The sequence below is a fragment of the Listeria immobilis genome, assembly GCF_014322845.1.
Taxonomy (GTDB): Bacteria; Bacillota; Bacilli; order Lactobacillales; family Listeriaceae; genus Listeria; species Listeria immobilis.
Genome location: NZ_JAASUA010000002.1, coordinates 323,271 through 338,503, shown reverse-complemented (window position 1 = coordinate 338,503; position 15,233 = coordinate 323,271). Strand labels below are relative to the sequence as shown.

The 15,233-nt window shown below is 34.5% G+C and carries 27 protein-coding genes; 5 read left to right on the top strand and 22 right to left on the bottom strand.

Features of this window, described 5'->3' with window-relative positions; all coding sequences use genetic code 11:
• Positions 1-60: 60 nt before the first annotated feature.
• The 20 genes from HCJ45_RS15115 to HCJ45_RS04475 form a co-directional block, all read right to left on the bottom strand.
• Entirely contained in the window at positions 61-423 is a 363-nt protein-coding gene (locus tag HCJ45_RS15115; protein ID WP_052199047.1) for an HNH endonuclease signature motif containing protein, read from the bottom strand.
• Complete coding sequence (locus tag HCJ45_RS04565) at positions 420-746, bottom strand: hypothetical protein (protein ID WP_068996414.1); 327 nt, start codon at positions 744-746, stop codon at positions 420-422. The genes HCJ45_RS15115 and HCJ45_RS04565 overlap by 4 nt, the downstream gene beginning before the upstream one ends.
• Before the next feature lie 263 nt (positions 747-1,009).
• Entirely contained in the window at positions 1,010-1,348 is a 339-nt protein-coding gene (locus tag HCJ45_RS04560) for a hypothetical protein (RefSeq protein ID WP_039390020.1), read from the bottom strand.
• Between the two features lie 17 nt (positions 1,349-1,365).
• Positions 1,366-1,908, bottom strand: a complete 543-nt coding sequence (locus HCJ45_RS04555) for a tyrosine-type recombinase/integrase (protein WP_012951317.1) — start codon at positions 1,906-1,908, stop codon at positions 1,366-1,368.
• The gene (locus tag HCJ45_RS04550; RefSeq protein ID WP_014930677.1) at positions 1,905-2,423 is read right to left on the bottom strand and encodes a sigma factor-like helix-turn-helix DNA-binding protein; all 519 of its coding nucleotides are present in this window, start codon (positions 2,421-2,423) and stop codon (positions 1,905-1,907) included. Before HCJ45_RS04550 ends, HCJ45_RS04555 begins: the two co-directional genes overlap by 4 nt.
• A 60-nt stretch (positions 2,424-2,483) precedes the next feature.
• Positions 2,484-2,660 (bottom strand): hypothetical protein, encoded by a 177-nt coding sequence (locus tag HCJ45_RS04545; RefSeq protein WP_223196704.1) that lies wholly within the window; start codon positions 2,658-2,660, stop codon positions 2,484-2,486.
• An 81-nt stretch (positions 2,661-2,741) separates the two neighbouring features.
• Positions 2,742-3,221, bottom strand: a complete 480-nt coding sequence (gene ssb / locus HCJ45_RS04540) for a single-stranded DNA-binding protein (protein ID WP_031668909.1) — start codon at positions 3,219-3,221, stop codon at positions 2,742-2,744.
• Positions 3,221-3,577: a DUF7352 domain-containing protein gene (locus HCJ45_RS04535; protein WP_003731824.1), complete on the bottom strand. Its 357-nt coding sequence runs from the start codon at positions 3,575-3,577 to the stop codon at positions 3,221-3,223. The genes ssb and HCJ45_RS04535 overlap by 1 nt, the downstream gene beginning before the upstream one ends.
• Before the next feature lie 11 nt (positions 3,578-3,588).
• A complete protein-coding gene (locus tag HCJ45_RS04530; RefSeq protein WP_003731823.1) occupies positions 3,589-3,816 on the bottom strand; it encodes an ASCH/PUA domain-containing protein in 228 nt (75 codons plus the stop codon).
• Entirely contained in the window at positions 3,809-4,057 is a 249-nt protein-coding gene (locus tag HCJ45_RS04525; RefSeq protein WP_003731822.1) for a hypothetical protein, read from the bottom strand. Before HCJ45_RS04525 ends, HCJ45_RS04530 begins: the two co-directional genes overlap by 8 nt.
• A 70-nt stretch (positions 4,058-4,127) precedes the next feature.
• Positions 4,128-4,529, bottom strand: coding sequence for a hypothetical protein (locus HCJ45_RS04520; RefSeq protein ID WP_031659959.1), 402 nt, complete (start codon positions 4,527-4,529; stop codon positions 4,128-4,130).
• A gap of 21 nt (positions 4,530-4,550) precedes the next feature.
• A complete protein-coding gene (locus tag HCJ45_RS04515; RefSeq protein WP_068996412.1) occupies positions 4,551-4,934 on the bottom strand; it encodes a hypothetical protein in 384 nt (127 codons plus the stop codon).
• Positions 4,931-5,140 carry a DUF7167 family protein gene (locus HCJ45_RS04510; protein WP_068996411.1) on the bottom strand — a complete coding sequence of 70 codons (210 nt, stop codon included), beginning with the start codon at positions 5,138-5,140 and terminating at the stop codon, positions 4,931-4,933. Before HCJ45_RS04510 ends, HCJ45_RS04515 begins: the two co-directional genes overlap by 4 nt.
• Entirely contained in the window at positions 5,137-5,355 is a 219-nt protein-coding gene (locus tag HCJ45_RS04505; protein ID WP_068996410.1) for a hypothetical protein, read from the bottom strand. The genes HCJ45_RS04510 and HCJ45_RS04505 overlap by 4 nt, the downstream gene beginning before the upstream one ends.
• Positions 5,356-5,442: 87 nt before the next feature.
• Positions 5,443-5,619, bottom strand: a complete 177-nt coding sequence (locus tag HCJ45_RS04500; RefSeq protein ID WP_023552249.1) for a hypothetical protein — start codon at positions 5,617-5,619, stop codon at positions 5,443-5,445.
• Entirely contained in the window at positions 5,616-6,032 is a 417-nt protein-coding gene (locus HCJ45_RS04495; RefSeq protein ID WP_070773510.1) for a hypothetical protein, read from the bottom strand. Before HCJ45_RS04495 ends, HCJ45_RS04500 begins: the two co-directional genes overlap by 4 nt.
• Positions 6,029-6,385 carry a MerR family transcriptional regulator gene (locus HCJ45_RS04490; protein WP_031668902.1) on the bottom strand — a complete coding sequence of 119 codons (357 nt, stop codon included), beginning with the start codon at positions 6,383-6,385 and terminating at the stop codon, positions 6,029-6,031. The genes HCJ45_RS04495 and HCJ45_RS04490 overlap by 4 nt, the downstream gene beginning before the upstream one ends.
• 1 nt (position 6,386) lies before the next feature.
• On the bottom strand, positions 6,387-7,301 hold the full coding sequence (locus HCJ45_RS04485; protein WP_068996408.1) for a conserved phage C-terminal domain-containing protein: 915 nt from the start codon (positions 7,299-7,301) through the stop codon (positions 6,387-6,389).
• A gap of 172 nt (positions 7,302-7,473) precedes the next feature.
• Positions 7,474-7,800: a DUF771 domain-containing protein gene (locus HCJ45_RS04480; RefSeq protein ID WP_012951301.1), complete on the bottom strand. Its 327-nt coding sequence runs from the start codon at positions 7,798-7,800 to the stop codon at positions 7,474-7,476.
• Between the two features lie 97 nt (positions 7,801-7,897).
• On the bottom strand, positions 7,898-8,089 hold the full coding sequence (locus HCJ45_RS04475) for a helix-turn-helix transcriptional regulator (RefSeq protein ID WP_068996407.1): 192 nt from the start codon (positions 8,087-8,089) through the stop codon (positions 7,898-7,900).
• 174 nt (positions 8,090-8,263) lie between these two features.
• Between HCJ45_RS04475 and HCJ45_RS04470 the strand changes: the two genes are divergently transcribed.
• Genes HCJ45_RS04470 through HCJ45_RS04455 form a run of 4 tightly spaced genes read left to right on the top strand, consistent with a single transcriptional unit; the run spans position 8,264 to position 11,044 of the window.
• Complete coding sequence (locus HCJ45_RS04470; protein WP_012951299.1) at positions 8,264-8,590, top strand: helix-turn-helix domain-containing protein; 327 nt, start codon at positions 8,264-8,266, stop codon at positions 8,588-8,590.
• Between the two features lie 12 nt (positions 8,591-8,602).
• On the top strand, positions 8,603-9,103 hold the full coding sequence (locus HCJ45_RS04465) for an ImmA/IrrE family metallo-endopeptidase (protein ID WP_031668899.1): 501 nt from the start codon (positions 8,603-8,605) through the stop codon (positions 9,101-9,103).
• Positions 9,104-9,157: 54 nt separating this feature from the next.
• Positions 9,158-9,871, top strand: coding sequence for a PX domain-containing protein (locus tag HCJ45_RS04460; protein ID WP_031668898.1), 714 nt, complete (start codon positions 9,158-9,160; stop codon positions 9,869-9,871).
• Between the two features lie 21 nt (positions 9,872-9,892).
• Positions 9,893-11,044 carry a tyrosine-type recombinase/integrase gene (locus HCJ45_RS04455; RefSeq protein WP_012951296.1) on the top strand — a complete coding sequence of 384 codons (1,152 nt, stop codon included), beginning with the start codon at positions 9,893-9,895 and terminating at the stop codon, positions 11,042-11,044.
• Positions 11,045-11,498: 454 nt separating this feature from the next.
• Here HCJ45_RS04455 and HCJ45_RS04450 read toward each other — a convergent pair whose 3' ends face one another.
• Both HCJ45_RS04450 and HCJ45_RS04445 read right to left on the bottom strand, forming a co-directional pair.
• Positions 11,499-11,858 carry a DUF3592 domain-containing protein gene (locus HCJ45_RS04450; RefSeq protein WP_187124179.1) on the bottom strand — a complete coding sequence of 120 codons (360 nt, stop codon included), beginning with the start codon at positions 11,856-11,858 and terminating at the stop codon, positions 11,499-11,501.
• A gap of 324 nt (positions 11,859-12,182) precedes the next feature.
• Positions 12,183-12,728, bottom strand: coding sequence for a TetR/AcrR family transcriptional regulator (locus HCJ45_RS04445; protein WP_003718775.1), 546 nt, complete (start codon positions 12,726-12,728; stop codon positions 12,183-12,185).
• A 133-nt stretch (positions 12,729-12,861) separates the two neighbouring features.
• On the opposite strand from HCJ45_RS04445, the gene HCJ45_RS04440 reads away from it, so the two are divergent.
• Positions 12,862-14,994, top strand: coding sequence for an MMPL family transporter (locus tag HCJ45_RS04440; RefSeq protein ID WP_187124178.1), 2,133 nt, complete (start codon positions 12,862-12,864; stop codon positions 14,992-14,994).
• The last annotated feature ends 239 nt before the right edge of the window (positions 14,995-15,233 follow it).

Below are 15,233 nucleotides of genomic sequence, written 5' to 3'. Positions count from 1 at the left end.
AGGGAACTTTGGTCACGTTTAACAGCCCAACGTTCTACAAACTTTAAAACATAGGCCCGGTCATTCGGGTGGGGGGTCCTTCTTTTGAAAAGTTTCTTTATTGTGACAAGAAAAACAAATGCTTTCCAAATTTTCCGGATCCATTCTTTTATCCCAACCTATAGACGTATAAGTATCTATAATGTGATGCACTATGACCGCTTGTGTGATGACCCCATCGCTTAAACATCTTTCGCAAAGAGGTTCTTTAAGCAGCTGATGGTATCTACATTTCTGCCACGTTCTACTTTTATAAAATTTAGTTCGTTCGCTCTCTGTTCTAGCTCGTTCTTTTTCAAAAGCTTTTCTTTGATTAGAAACGTATCCGACCGGGACCAGCTTCGATTTTCCGTTTTCGATTATTCTTTTTTTAGATCCGTTCATTTTTTCTTTTTCGTTTGCGCTGGATATAAAGTTTTATTCGCAACATCCAACTGTGCTTTCTTCATTGCTGTAAATTGTTTGTCACTGATAAGCCCGTGGGCGCTCAGTGCCTTGTCATAATCACTAGCTAATTGTTCCAGGTTCCTAATCATGTGAGTATTATAATTTGTTTTGATTTTCTTATTCATTGCTTTAAATGTTTCTATCACGGTAATCAGATATAAACGAAGCGCAAGTCCTTCTTCGTTTAATTTGTTTTGAGATAGCATCATCTTTATTGCTTCGCCTTCTAACGATTCGTATTTCGTTGGTTCTAAATTCATTTCGTTTCCTCCTCCTTGTTTTCCTCCTAATTTTAAAAAAGAAGTAAAGCAGGAGGCACTTTACTTCTTCAAGTCAAAGGGTTGTTAACTACCCTTACATATATAGTGCGCATTGCCCTCTAAAAAAACGGCTCGAATGTCACATATCTTATATTGTGTGTGTTTTAAAATATCTTCGTAACCCTTTGAGTCACAACTTTTTTCAGCGTTCTTAATTTCGAATGTCATGTTGTCGGTTTGAATGTGTATTCATTTAAAAAATATTACTTTTGTTTTTCAATAAACGAAACTTCTGCCCTATAAATCAGATCGCCTTCATTTGTTTCTGTAGCACTGTAGAAGTGAACATGTTCTTTTGCTTGTTCCAGCAACATTTCAATGAGATTCTTTTTCACTAATTCAATAGGATATTTATGTTGGCGCATATCTAACGGCACGCAAAACTCGCTCCCTATTCGGATTGTTTCTGCTAATTTTGTATTTATAACCACTTCCTTTTCTATAACATATTCTTCCGGATTTACTTTCTTATTCAAATTAGATGTTTTCTTTTTAAACCATCTCTTTAAAGGTCCAACGTTTTCGTGTTTATAGTTTTTCATTTTTAGCGCTCCTTTTCCTACAAATTAAATTTAGCCATTTTTTTATCTAGTTCGTCCTGCTGTATACCGATATAAAGCAGTGTTTCTTTTTGGTCCTTGTGATTGAATATTTTTTGCAAAGCGACAACGTCATTAAATTGTTTATAAAAGTGATATCCGAAGGTTTTTCGCAGCGTATGCGTTCCTACGCGATCAAGCTTGAATATCGGCTCTAGCTCTTTCAAAACCCGATATGCGGTTTCGCGTGTGATAGGCTTATTTACACCTTTGCGACTTTGGAATAAAAAGTCTTCGTCCTCTAAATCTAATGTGTACAATTCCAGTGCTTTTTTTACATCGCGTGGAATAAGTATTTTTTTATTTTTATTCGTTTTTTGTTCTCGCATAGATATATGGCCACCACGAACATCTTTTACTTTTAGTTTTAAAAGGTCGCCTATTCTCAATCCGACATTTATGCCTAAGAAGAATAAAATGTAATCTCTACTGCTCTTTACAATCAAGTATCGTTTTATTTCCGTGATCGTGTCGCGGTCTCGAATCGGTTCTACTGTATTCATTTATGCACCTCGTTTTCGCCGTTCAAATACACATTAACTAATAAACTTTTTTCTTTTTGCACATCAATTTTATGCTTCGCTCTTCTAATTGAATTTTCTACGCTTTTAATTGTAATGTTTAAATACTCTGCAATATCACTGTAGCTACACATACATTGCTTATTTAACAAATAACATTCTTTTTCTTGTTTCGTGAGTTTGCGCAACAAACTGCTTATCATTTTCGTTTCAAATTCCCCCAGCTCCTTTTCGGCACACGTCTGCGGATTTTTATAATTAAGATAATCTAATAAATATGAATCAGCATAGATTGTTCTACTTTGTGTATTTGCTTTTTCACCCAACTTGAAATCCCAAGGCGAAACACCCGTTTGCATATAAGCTATGCTATTTTCTAAACTGGTTGTTATTTCTCCCCAAATCTTTTTATCTGCTATATTCTCGCATTCTGCCTTTTTTCTATTTGCATGCTGCAAGGAAACCTTATACTCGAAAATTAAATCATCTAATCCCAACGTGCGCCCTCCTAACAAAAAAGCTATATCAACGACGATATAGCTTTTCTTTCACTATATTTAGTTGTCATTTTTAGAAATATAAGCGTGCTCTTTTGCTTTGAAATTTGTAATATAACAATGATTACAAGCGCCATCCGCAAATAGTTTTTCTGCCTCTTGTTCTGCCTCTTTTTTTGTTTTATATGAATTTTTATAGCAAAACGAGGTTTCTTTTCTTACATACAAATCCCACATTTTTGTCACTCCCATGTTATTTTGTTATAAGTATCTAATTTAATTTTTACGTATTCATCCATTTTCATCGTTCATTTTCACTTAAAACGGCAAATCATCATCTGAAATATCGATTGGCTTGCTATCACTAACAAACGCACCGCCTTTCTGGCTCGCACCCGATTCATATGAGCTTGTTTGAGTGTTGTTTGAATAATTAGCTTTGCTTTGATAATCATTCGTTGTAGCTCTCCCTGGGTTGTTTTTAGGCTCTAAGAATTGAACTGATTCAGCAACTACTTCCGTAACAAAAACGCGTTTACCGTCGTTGTCCTCATAATTTCGAGTCTGTATTCGACCATCAACGCCCGCCATGCTTCCTTTCTTCAAGAAATTAGCAACGTTTTCTGCTGGTTTTCGCCAAACAACACAATTAATGAAATCGGCTTCTTGTTCTCCTTGTGCATTTTTAAATGGGCGATTTACAGCTAATGTAAAAGTCGCAACAGCCGCGCCCGCTGGAGTGTAACGTAAATCAGGGTCTTTTGTTAATCGTCCTACAAGTACTACACGATTCATCATTATTTGCTTTCCTCCTTCAACACATTCGCCATATTGTTGATTTCTTTTTGCGCGTTACCCCTAAACGGATGTACAACTTGTGGAAATTTTTGTGCAAAGAAATGTAACACTAAATTTCCGTTTTGAAACAATAATGTCTCTGTAATTTCCGCAACTTCTTTTCCGTTTAAAGTTTGACCAGTACCACGGCACTCGATATTTACATAGCCTTCGATTTCGCAAGCAGTGTTGACCGCTGCATATAAAACAGGCACTTCATGTTGATTTTTTATCGAAAGAACTGTGCTCTCCGCTGGCAGTGTAATTACTTGAGAGTCTTTTATTGCTAAAGGATATTTATAAATTTTTAATTTCATCTCATTTCCTCCTATACAATCCCTAAGACGACAAACCCGTCTTTTTGCTCATAATCTGTCATGTAAACTACTTCAACAACGGTGTAAAGACCTGTATCCATGTCATCCCATTCGCGTAGAATCAAAGTATCTCCTACCTGGAAGTCACGGTCATTTTTTCGAATTTCGAACGTTTTCCGTCCTTCCGTCACAGCTGCAAAAAATTCTGGTGCTATTTTTAATTCGTGCGTTTTAGTCATCGTCTTCCTCCCACTCGTCCCAGCTATAAGCTATTTTCTCCATAAACACGTCTGCATGTTGATAACCTACTTCCACCAGCCATTCTTTTGTTTCCTCAAAAGTCGAACATGCTGAACCGAGTTGTTCAATAGCCAAATTGAAATCTACTTCATAAACGGCTAGCCATTGTTCTAACGTTACAAGATTTATATCTAATGATCTTTGAGTGATTAATAAATCTTCTAACTCTTCTTTCGTCATGTCGTGATGCGTTGGAGCTTGTCTAAATACTCATATGCTTTTGTACCTTTTTCGATGCTGTAATAGTTCATCATTTACCTTCCCCCTCAAAATCTTTAATTTCCGGTCGCTCTCCGTGAGTTTCAACCATATATTTTTTCGCTTTTTCAACTTCTTTTCTAAATTTATCTAATCCATTTGCTTTAATTTTTTTCTGGATTAAAGGAATCACATTATCTTTATAATATTCGATTGCTTTATCGCGAGTATTTAAATCTAGAAAGTCTATGAGATTGTTTGGAATATTAAACAATGAAGCTCCACTGGACATTTCATTAACGTGCAAGAATACTTGGGTTAATGTCCCTTCCGGATAAATTGCAAAGTCTATACCATCTATCGTCACTTGCATTCCCACCTTCACAACCCAGCCGCTTTTCGTCGCAATCTGAAACACTTTATCTTTTTCAGATATTTTTATTGTGCTAGTCATTCTTCTTTTCAGCTCCTCTCTTTAGTTGTTGTGTTTGCTATTAAAAGCTGTGTAACTGTTTAACAATTCGTCAGCTTCTTTATATAGTTTCTTACTGTAGTCAGAACGATGTTCGTTTAATTCGGTCACAGTGAAGTGAAAACCTGTTTTAATAAAATCCCCCGGTTTTACAGTTCTAAATAAGTGCCCTCCGCTTAAACATAGCAGAACTACTTCTTGACTCGTGCTGTATATCTGCACAACAACGCCATAGACTGGGATTATTCCTCCCTTGTCTTTTATCTCGTCTCCGATTCGCAAATCCCTCAAGGCTCTTTTGTTTTTATACCTATCAAAAATAAAGATTAAGATTAAAGTAAAGAGACTTGCTACAGCTAATATCCCTATAGATGCTAAAATACTCATTCCGCCACCTCTTTCTCAATCAGCCAACCAGAGTCAATATTACTGCCTAGCCAGTCGTCGTAAGCCACTGTAATCTCTTTTTCTAATTGTTCAGTTGTTAATATATCGAACTCAATATTCAAGTCTGCTTTCAAAAGAAATGTTTCTGTTTCAAGTGATCCGTGCATACCAGTAGAAACGTAGAATCTTACTTTTTTGTCGTTCATTCCGCCACCTCTTCTGTTACCCAGTAAGGATTTTTTTCATAGAACTTCTTCACTTCTCTGTTAAGCGAGCGTGTCATGCTTTCCAATAAGGTTGCTTTAGTCCCCATATTTACATGTTTCCTTTTCGCTTTAATAATGTAATTCAATTCTCCTTTTTCTGTAACTGTAATAAGTCCAATACCGCCGAATAGTTCAAGTATTTTAAGAAACTCCACTATCCTAGCTCCCCCCACTTCGCCAAGCAAAACAGTAGCTTTACTTTTCTTATTATTTTTTCATTATTCATTTTTAAACCCCCTTTCCTAACTCTCTAATAGCATACGCATTTCGTTATATGCTGATTCAATTTCTTTATCCGTCATCGCTAACGCTTCTTTCAAACTGCATTTTTCAGTATGTAAAAGCGAAGCTATCTGATGTTGAATCCCGATTCTTCTTTTGCTCAACTGATTTAATAAGTCTTGTTCGTTTTTTCTCATGAAGAAACCCCCTTATCATTTCGTTTTTTAGAAACAGAAAAACTTTCGTTGATAATTGCCAAAAAGCTAAACTCTTCCTTCTTTCCGTTATTGTCTAGAAGTATGAAAGTCCCACGCTTTTTGTTAACTTTCACAACTTCGTATTGTTGCCCTTTATCGAACCCAAACGCGCCTACGTTGCAATGTACAAAATCTGTATTTTTGTTGGGGATTTGAATTAAATCCGCTTCTGACTCTGTGATACCTGCCATTTTTTCGAGTCGTTTTATTTTTGAATTTCTCGCTTCTATTTCAGCGTAAATAGTCGCGAGCGTTTCTGCATCGAGCTTGTCAGTCAACATCATTCTGTTATTCTTTGCCGCAAAATCTATTTTATCTATCACTTTTTTTAATCGATTATTTGCTATTATCATATGTTTCTCCCCTTAACATTATTGTTCCACGGAACTAAATTCTTTTTTCTTTTCCAGTCCGCGAACGTTGAACGACAAACACCGAGTTCGTCTGCAATACTTTTATCCGAATTTGACTTTGCTAGTTCTTTATATTCCTCTACTGTAAAAGCTAGGAGTTTACTTGCCGCCGTGATTCCTTTTTTAGAATCTCTAATGCCTTCTAAAAATTTTAAATCATTTTGCAATTCCTTTCGTTCATCTCTCGAAAGATTGTCGTAATTAGTTTCGATATTTGCTATCACTTCGTTTTGCAATTGCCTGATTTCTGCAACGTTCATTTTTCGCACTTTATCCATATCAGATTCTTTCATTTTACAAACCTCTTTTCCGTCGATCTTCTTCGTATTTTGCTTGTGCTTCTTCAAGTTTTTGCGCGATCTGCGCTTTCTCGTCCTCTGTATATACTTTTCCATCAGCTCCGTTCTGGTCTTTATCAAACCACGGCGGAAGCTCTTCTTTTTTCGGTTCTTTTTCCCAAGGCTTCTTTTGATTTCCAGAAACCGTTTTTTGATTTAAATAACCTTCGAATTTAATTCCGAACAAAGTTCCGGGCCTCAAATATCGACTCATCGCACTATCGTTTTTCCAGTCTTTGCATTTGATGATGATTACTTTTTTAAAGTCTTCAAAAGTGAATCCATCTTTCAGCCTAGCTCTTATCAATGTTTGAGTAACTTGCGTAGTGTGCCTGTAATTCGTTTCTGCGTTTTCATTTAAGAAATCAATAACATTTTTAAAAATGGATGTATCGTCGAGTTCCTCGACAGTATTCTTTTTATTCTCTTTAGGAGTCTCTGGTAAGTCTAAGGTATTGTCTGGCTCATTTTGAGCTAATGCATTAGCTCTTTTTGGGCTAATCGTTGGCTCATTTTGGGCTAATCGTTGGCTCATTGCTTCCAACGCGTCGTAATCAATGGAATACCAGACGGTTTTGTCAAACTTCTTTTTGTTATAATTAGCAGTTAAAAGCAACTTTTTTTCTCTCAAAGAAGTAAATGTGCGCTTTACTGTGTTTAAGCTCCAAAAAGAAAAATTTTCTTCTTGCCACTTTTGAATACTTCTATACGTCCAATACCTACCATCGTGCAAATTTTGTTTCTTGTTTAACCAATAGTGAATTTGTTGCAAAACAATTGCTTCGTTTAAGCCGATTTCTCTTGCTAACGTTGGCAACACTTGAAGAGGATAATCATTTATCAATAGATTGTTGTTGTTGATTCCAGACATGCGTAATAAGCCCTCCTTGCTCGTCGTGCTTTTTTAAGTTATAATTGACTTACAATTTATTATTTATCGGTCCTACGTTGACGCGTAGGGCTATTTTTTTGCGCTCCGGCAAACGTTGCTATTGCAGAGCCTAACGCAAAAACTAATAGCGTTATTTCAAAGATCAATTCCATCACCCCCTCATAATTTCCGGGAAATTATTTTCAAGAAAATCGTTCATCTTGCTAGCAAGAAATGACCATTTGCGATTTTCAGCCGACGGATATTTCACGAAACCGTCTGGATTTTCGTCAACGTCTAACATACTTCTAAAACTAGGTTTGTAGAGGATTTTTTCTTCTATCCAGTCCCGTTTTCTTCCAATTTTATTTTCCAATGCTTTTAAATCCCAATACTTTCCAACAATTTCTTGTTTTAGCAACTCTTCGTATTCTGTTTTAGTAATAATTACATGCGATTCTGGAATTGGTATCGTTACACTTAACTCTTGTGTCACCATTTCTTAACCTCCTTTCGATTCTATTCGTATTTCGAGGATCTGATTACACTTATTTATTTCTAAAATAAGCAGTAAAAATGTTTCTTTTTAATTAACATCAGCGTAAAAAAATATCATCAGGATTTTTATCAAAAACCGATGCGATTTTTTTAGCGGTGTTATAAGTATAACCATCTCGTTCTCCGTTCTCTATCATCCAGTAGTACTCTTTTGATATACCTACTTTCGTAGCCACATCTACGTAAGTTAAGTTGTTCTCAATTCTTAATTCTTTTAATTTTGTTATCATTCATTCACCACCTCTAGTTAACTATTGGTTATCCTTATTATAGATAACCATTAGTTAACTGTCAAGATATAAAATCCCTTTTTGGTTAACTTTATTTTAATTCCTTGAAATTAACTAACCGTTAACTTATCATTAAAATATAACTTATTATTGAAACGCAAAGGAGTGGCAATTTTGTTTGGAAAAATTTTAAAAACATTAAGAATAAATAGAGGTATGACACAAGCTGACTTAGGTTCCAAACTAAACATAAGTAAAGTGTCTATCTCAAAATACGAAAATGGAAATCAGTTTCCGGACACCGATACATTAAAACGCATCGCTGATATTTTTAATGTTTCTACGGACTTTTTACTTGGCAGAGAAGAGGCTATCCCTCAAAATTTAGCTTTTGATGATCTACGAGGATTAACGGAAGATGATTTAAAGAAGGTCAATAATTACATTGCTCTCATAAAAAAACAAAGACAAGAGCTCGAAGAAATTGAAAAAGAACTTTAAGGGGATGAGTATTTGAATATTCTAGATTTTTACCAACCTAGCGTGGCAGAAAAGTATTTATCAGATTATTTAATAGCACAAAACGTTTTATTGCCTAGCGATCTAGAAATTGAAAGCTTATTAATTAAACTCAATTTGTTTATAGTAAAAGGCGATTTCTCTATGTCTTTGGCTGATTATGGCGGTATTGTTTTAGCGCAACAGTTGTCAAGGGAACAATTTATTGAAAAATTGCATCACGAGCTAGTACACATTATTACACATTGCGGCAATCAACAATTAATGAATTTAAAAGCTATTGAAAATCAAGAAAAAAATGCAAATCGTAGTTTAATGTACATATCAATTCCTTATCACATGTTAAATTTTATAGATTTCACTTCTAATTACATCGAGCAAGATTTGCTCGAACTATTCCCTACGACAACAAGCGATATTATTAGCAATCGAATGTTATCTATACGCAATTATTTATTACAAAGTTCTTCTTTGCCGAAGTTGCAGTATGGATGATTTTTATTTTTAACAACAAACAGAACTAGCGTTCTTGGAAAAGGTGGAACTTAAATGAAAAAGATGATTCTGGGCTTTGTGCTTATTTTAAATGTATTTCTCTTCGGATGCGGAGAACCTGAACTTTCAATCAAAGAAAAACAAAAAGACGAATTTGTAATTAATGTAAACGGTAAGACTGATCCAGGAGCAAAAGTAACGCTGATAGACGAATCTGGAGAAAAAAGCGATATCGTAAATAGCGAAGGTGACTTTGTTCTAGTTGTTCCTCGCATGTTGTCGGACACCACTTATCAAGTAACATCTGAAAAAGATGATAAAAAGACAACTACAAAAGTAAAAGTTCCTAAAAAAAATAAATTAATCGCATACTATGATTTTGAAAAACAATTCAATGAACTAAGCGAACAATATCCTGGATTAAACACCAAAATTCCAAGCATTGATTCAGCAAAAAATCAGCAGGACGGTTTTTCGGTTTCTTTAGATGGAAAAAATATTATGAGCATACGCCTTTCTTATTCAGAAAATAATTCCGACGCTTCAATTTCATCTTTTACAGATTATCAAAATTTCATTTTATCAGTTGCTGCAACAAACGTTATATTAAATAAAGCAATTGATGGAACTGATACTATAGATTTCATCAAGAACGCAGTAGATGAAAAAGAGGATGCAAAAAAAACAGTGGATAACATTATCTACAATGTATCAAACTTGGACTATATGGGTGATACTATCACTAGCGTAATGATTTATCCTAAATAAAGATTGAAAGTAGGTGCCTCAATGGCTGTTTATAAACGCGAAAATTACTGGTCATACCGCATAAGTTTTAAAAAAGAAAACGGAAAATACGGGCGTATAAATAGCGACAAAAAATATAGAACTAAAAAGGAAGCTCAACTTGCCGAAAGCGCAATAAAGAACAAATTAAGCAAAGGATTTCATTTAGATGAAGGAGAAACTTTATTCACTGATTATTTCGAGGAATGGTTTAAAATCTATAAAAAAGGTAAATTGAGCATCGAAAACGACGTTGACATAAATAGCACGCTAAACTTTGTTAAAGCAAATTTCGATGGAATAAAGTTAAAAAATTTAACAAGAAAAAAGTATCAAGAAGTTTTAAATAAATACGGCGAAGAGAGAGCAACTGCAACGGTTAAAAAGAAACATACTTATATGCGCGCTTGTATAAAAGACGCTGTTCAAGAAGGGGTAATATATAAAGATCCCACGTATCGCGTTCGGGCGATAGGAAACGCCCCAACTCAAAAAGAAAGCGAGAAATTCTTAACTGAAAAACAATTAATTATCCTGACTAAAAATTTGATGAATACACACAAAGTTGAATATACATCAAGGAATATCATCTTCTTTCAAATAGCTACCGGGTGTCGATTTTCCGAAGCGTTAGGATTAACTTGGGATTGTGTTGACTTCGAAAAGAAAAGTGTCATCATAAATAAAACGTGGGATTATAAATATACTAAGTTCTTTAGTGACACGAAAAACTTTTCTAGCAAGAGATCTATTACAATTGATGAAAAGACAATTGAACTACTACGAGAAATAAAATTAGAGCAAACTAAATTCGAGTTGAAGAAAAACATTCGAAACAAACACAATCTAGTTTTTTGCAGTTTCGATTCTTTTCAAGTAGTTAGTAACAATGCCGTTAATAAGACTTTAAAAAAATTCTGCGAAAAAAGCGGCATTACTCCTTCGATTACAAGTCACGCTTTAAGACACACGCACGCATCTTTATTATTGTTTAAGAACGTTAATATTAAATACCTCTCGAAGCGCTTGGGGCATAATTCAATTACAACTACATTACAAACATACAGTCATATAATTGACGAAATGGAACAACAAGAATCTAGACATGTAGATAATATAATATCAAGCGTTTACGGAATAAAAGAAGTTAAATAATTTGCCACGGTTTTGCCACAGCCAAAGAGTGAACAGCTTTAAACGCTTTGATATCAAACGTTTCAAGTATAGTGTTTGTATAACCGTTTCTCCGTTTTATCAATTCGTTAAAAAAAAATCATCTTTTATAAAACGGTTCTACAAATCCGGCTTATAAAAGATGATTTTTTCTATTTAATTCAACATATTTTAGAGAATTTTCACTACGAATTTGTGACGACAGTATGATATTGAATGATTCTATGTCAAGTGCAATACTAAGAATAATTTTTTCGATTTCATTCAACTTTTCGCTTAGTACTATTATCTTTATCACGTTTTATCTCTAGTAAACATGACAGTGCCAGCGATTTTGGCTTGATATATTTTTCATAAAAAAGAGCAAACGAGTTTATCAATATACGATTTATTTTAGCAATAGTTGTATGATTTTCTGTTAATAGCTGTATTTTGCTTATTCTTTAATTTTAAACCGTTTTGGATTGCTTGTATCGTACATGATTGTAACTACTTTGTTTTCATATAACCATGAGCTATGTTTAGTCTTTATAGTTACCCATCTTTTCTCTTCAAACTCACTTCCATCTCGTAATTTGAACCTTACTGTTAGCTCTACTCTACGGTCGGTCTCGCCTTGTGCACGTGATATTTCATTTCCTAATGTTCGGCTAGTGAATCTGCTAGCAACGACGAGAGCGTTAGTCTCCTCCCAGTTTGTATTGCTCGCTTTTTTCACTGCAGTCGCAATAATAAGGTATAACGCGATAAAAATGACAATAACTATCCCAACAATAATCGATAAGGTAATAATCAAGTAAGCCACTCCTTCTATTGTTCATTTTCACCTGTTCTTATTTTTTGAAGATAAAAAAGATTATTAAAAGTACTAAATGAAACCTTTTGGAAGCGTAAATAGATTGCCCATATACAAAATAATTAGTTACTCGATAAATATGGAATTTGTCTCATTTTCATTACTCCAATTCTCTACACGCTTCTAACATGGTTGAATTCTGCTAGGAAACTCACTTATATACCTTTTATAGTAACATTTTATTCTTATAAATTGGGCACCTATAAAAACTTAAAACAGTCAAAATATGTGCAAGAGAGATCATAATACTTTATATATATACCTCTACCAATCAATCTCCACTGCTAAAATAGCGTTAAAAAGTTTATCCATATGCGCCCAATCTGCTGGTGTTGGCATTTGTTGAGACCAATACATAATTGCGCCCAAATTAGCAGCATAAATATAAGTAAATAACTCAGCTGGGATTTCATCGGACAATTTTAACTTATCCATGTTTGCCTCTATATCTTTCTGAAACTCCGTAAAGAAAAAAGTGGCCATTGTTTTTAAGAAAAATTCATCATCCTTTTGTTTTTCTAAAATAAGCTCTACATTTTGATAAATTGTGTCAAAACCTGACTGAAATGGATGTTTAATACGTGCTTTAATATCTAATGCAAAATAGTCTTGAAACTGCTCATGCAAAACATATAATAATAAATCATATTTATCCAAAAAATGTTTATAAAAAGTGGTTCGATGAATTAAGGCTTGTTTACAAATACTATTTACAGTAACACTTGAAAATTTTTCTGTTTTAAGTAATTCTAAAAGCGTTGTGTAAAGCGCTTTTTTTGTTTTTTGTACACGCAAATCTGTTTGATTCATCTACACATCCCCTAAAATGTCGCTTAACTATACACTATATACAATCTGGTGCTTACTTTTCCGCTTATACTCATGTAATATACACTGTATGCTTATAAATATAATAGCTTGAATTGGAGGAGGAAACAACTAATTGGCAAATTTACTTTACAAACTAGGACAAACATTCGCTAAACATAAATGGAAAACCATTTTCTCTTGGTTTATTATTTTAGGAATTATCGTCACGGTATTAGCAATCAAAGGTGTTAATTTTACGGACGATATCAAAATGAATGGCCTAAAATCACTTGATACATCAAATAAAATCGAGGAAGAGTTTAAACAAGATAGTCAAAAAGGGAGCATTCGTGTTGTTTTCAAAAGCAAACAGAAGCAAGGCATCTTAACGCCGGAATCCCAAGCAGCAATCACAGAGGTATTAACTGAAATCGAGAAAAATGATCCTAAGATAGATGCTATTGCAAATCCTTATGAAGCAAAAACAATCAGCCCAGATATGACAACTGCTTTTGCTGATATTAGCTACAGCGTCAATGCTTTAGCTGTCAATGAAGAATCCATAAACAAAGTCAAAGATTCGCTTCAAGATATGGATAATAAAAACTTGCAAACAGAATTGACTGGAAACGTTATGATTACACCAATGGATATTGGCGGTTCATCAGAAGCAATTGGTATCGTCGTAGCCCTTGTCATTCTAATTATTGCTTTTGGATCAGTTATCGCCGCTGGATTGCCGATTATCACTGCTATTCTCAGTCTAGGTACGAGTATTGGTATTATCGCCATTATTTCCAACTATTTTGAAATGCCAAATGTTACACTCACACTAGCTGTTATGATTGGTCTCGCAGTTGCTATTGATTACGCGTTATTTATTCTATTTAAGTATCGTCAAATCATCCGTACAGAAAAAAATCACATAAAAGCTGTCGGTCTTGCAACCGGAACAGCTGGAAGTGCAGTAATATTTGCAGGAATTACCGTTATTATTGCTGTTTGTGGTTTATCACTTGTTGGTATTGACTTCTTAACTGTTATGGGACTTGCCTCAGCACTCAGCGTATTATTTGCTGTTCTTTCTGCATTAGTTCTAATACCAGCATTCATCGGCATCTTTCATAATAAAATCAAGCCACAAAAAGATAAAAAGAATAAAAAAGATGAAAATAGTTGGACGAAATTCGTTGTTGGAAAGCCACTTATCGCATTTTTACTTGCAGTTGTTTTACTTGGTGGACTAAGCATACCATTTGGTTCAATGGAACTTGGAATTCCTGATAATGGGTCTAAACCAAAAGATTCCACAGAGAAAAAAGCATATGATATTTTATCTGATAAATTTGGTGAAGGCTTTAATGGACCATTAGTTATTTTAGCAGATATTAGAGCGGATGATAGTGCGGCTCATTTAACGGAAGTTGCTAATCATATATCTGATATAAAAGATGTAGCAATCGTCACACCGCCAATGCCTAGTGAATCTGGTAACTACGCACTAATTAGCGTTATTCCAAAGACTGGGCCTACAAATAATAAAACAACGCAACTCGTTCACGATCTCAGAAGCTACGCAAAAACTACAGACAGTAAATATAATATTAATTTAGAAGTAACCGGTCAAAGCGTAATTAATATAGATATGTCACAAAAACTAAACGATGCAATTCCAGTTTTCGCAAGTGTTATCGTTGTGTTGGCATTTATTTTATTGACAGTTGTGTTCCGTTCACTACTGATTCCTTTGACTGCCGTTCTTGGCTTTGTACTTTCTCTAACGGCAACACTTGGCTTCACAACTTTAATCATGCAAGAAGGAGTATTTAGTAATTTATTCGGTATCAGCACAACCGGACCAGTTCTCGCCTTCCTGCCTGTTATCGCAACTGGAATTTTATTTGGACTAGCGATGGATTATGAGGTATTCCTAATGTCACGTGTTCATGAAGAATACACCCTAACGAAAGACAATACCCACTCCATCAAAACTGGTTTACGAGAAAGTGGTCCAGTTATTATTGCCGCAGCGTTAATCATGTTCTCTGTTTTCATCAGTTTCGTTTTTGCGCCAGATCCTATGATTAAATCTATTGGTATCGCACTTGGCTTTGGTGTATTGTTTGATGCATTTATCGTCCGTCTAACAATCATTCCAGCCATCTCCAAACTCTTTGGAAAAGCTACATGGTATATGCCAAAATGGCTAGATAAAATTCTCCCTTCACTCGATATTGAAGGACATCATTTAAAAGATAAAGAATAGAGTACTAAAAAGCCTATAAACATCCCGCTTACAGTAACTATAGTTATAGATTACTAAACAATAAACAGTGAGAAGTTTAAAAAAAGCACTCGATTTAATTAACTAAATATATTTTCATTATATCTACGCCCCTAAAGTCAGTATCTTCCACTTGGACTTTAGGGGCGTATTTTAAGTAGGATTATCCTTTTGGCAAATTAACTTTATTTACCTCTAAAGCGTCATTTTATTATAGCTAC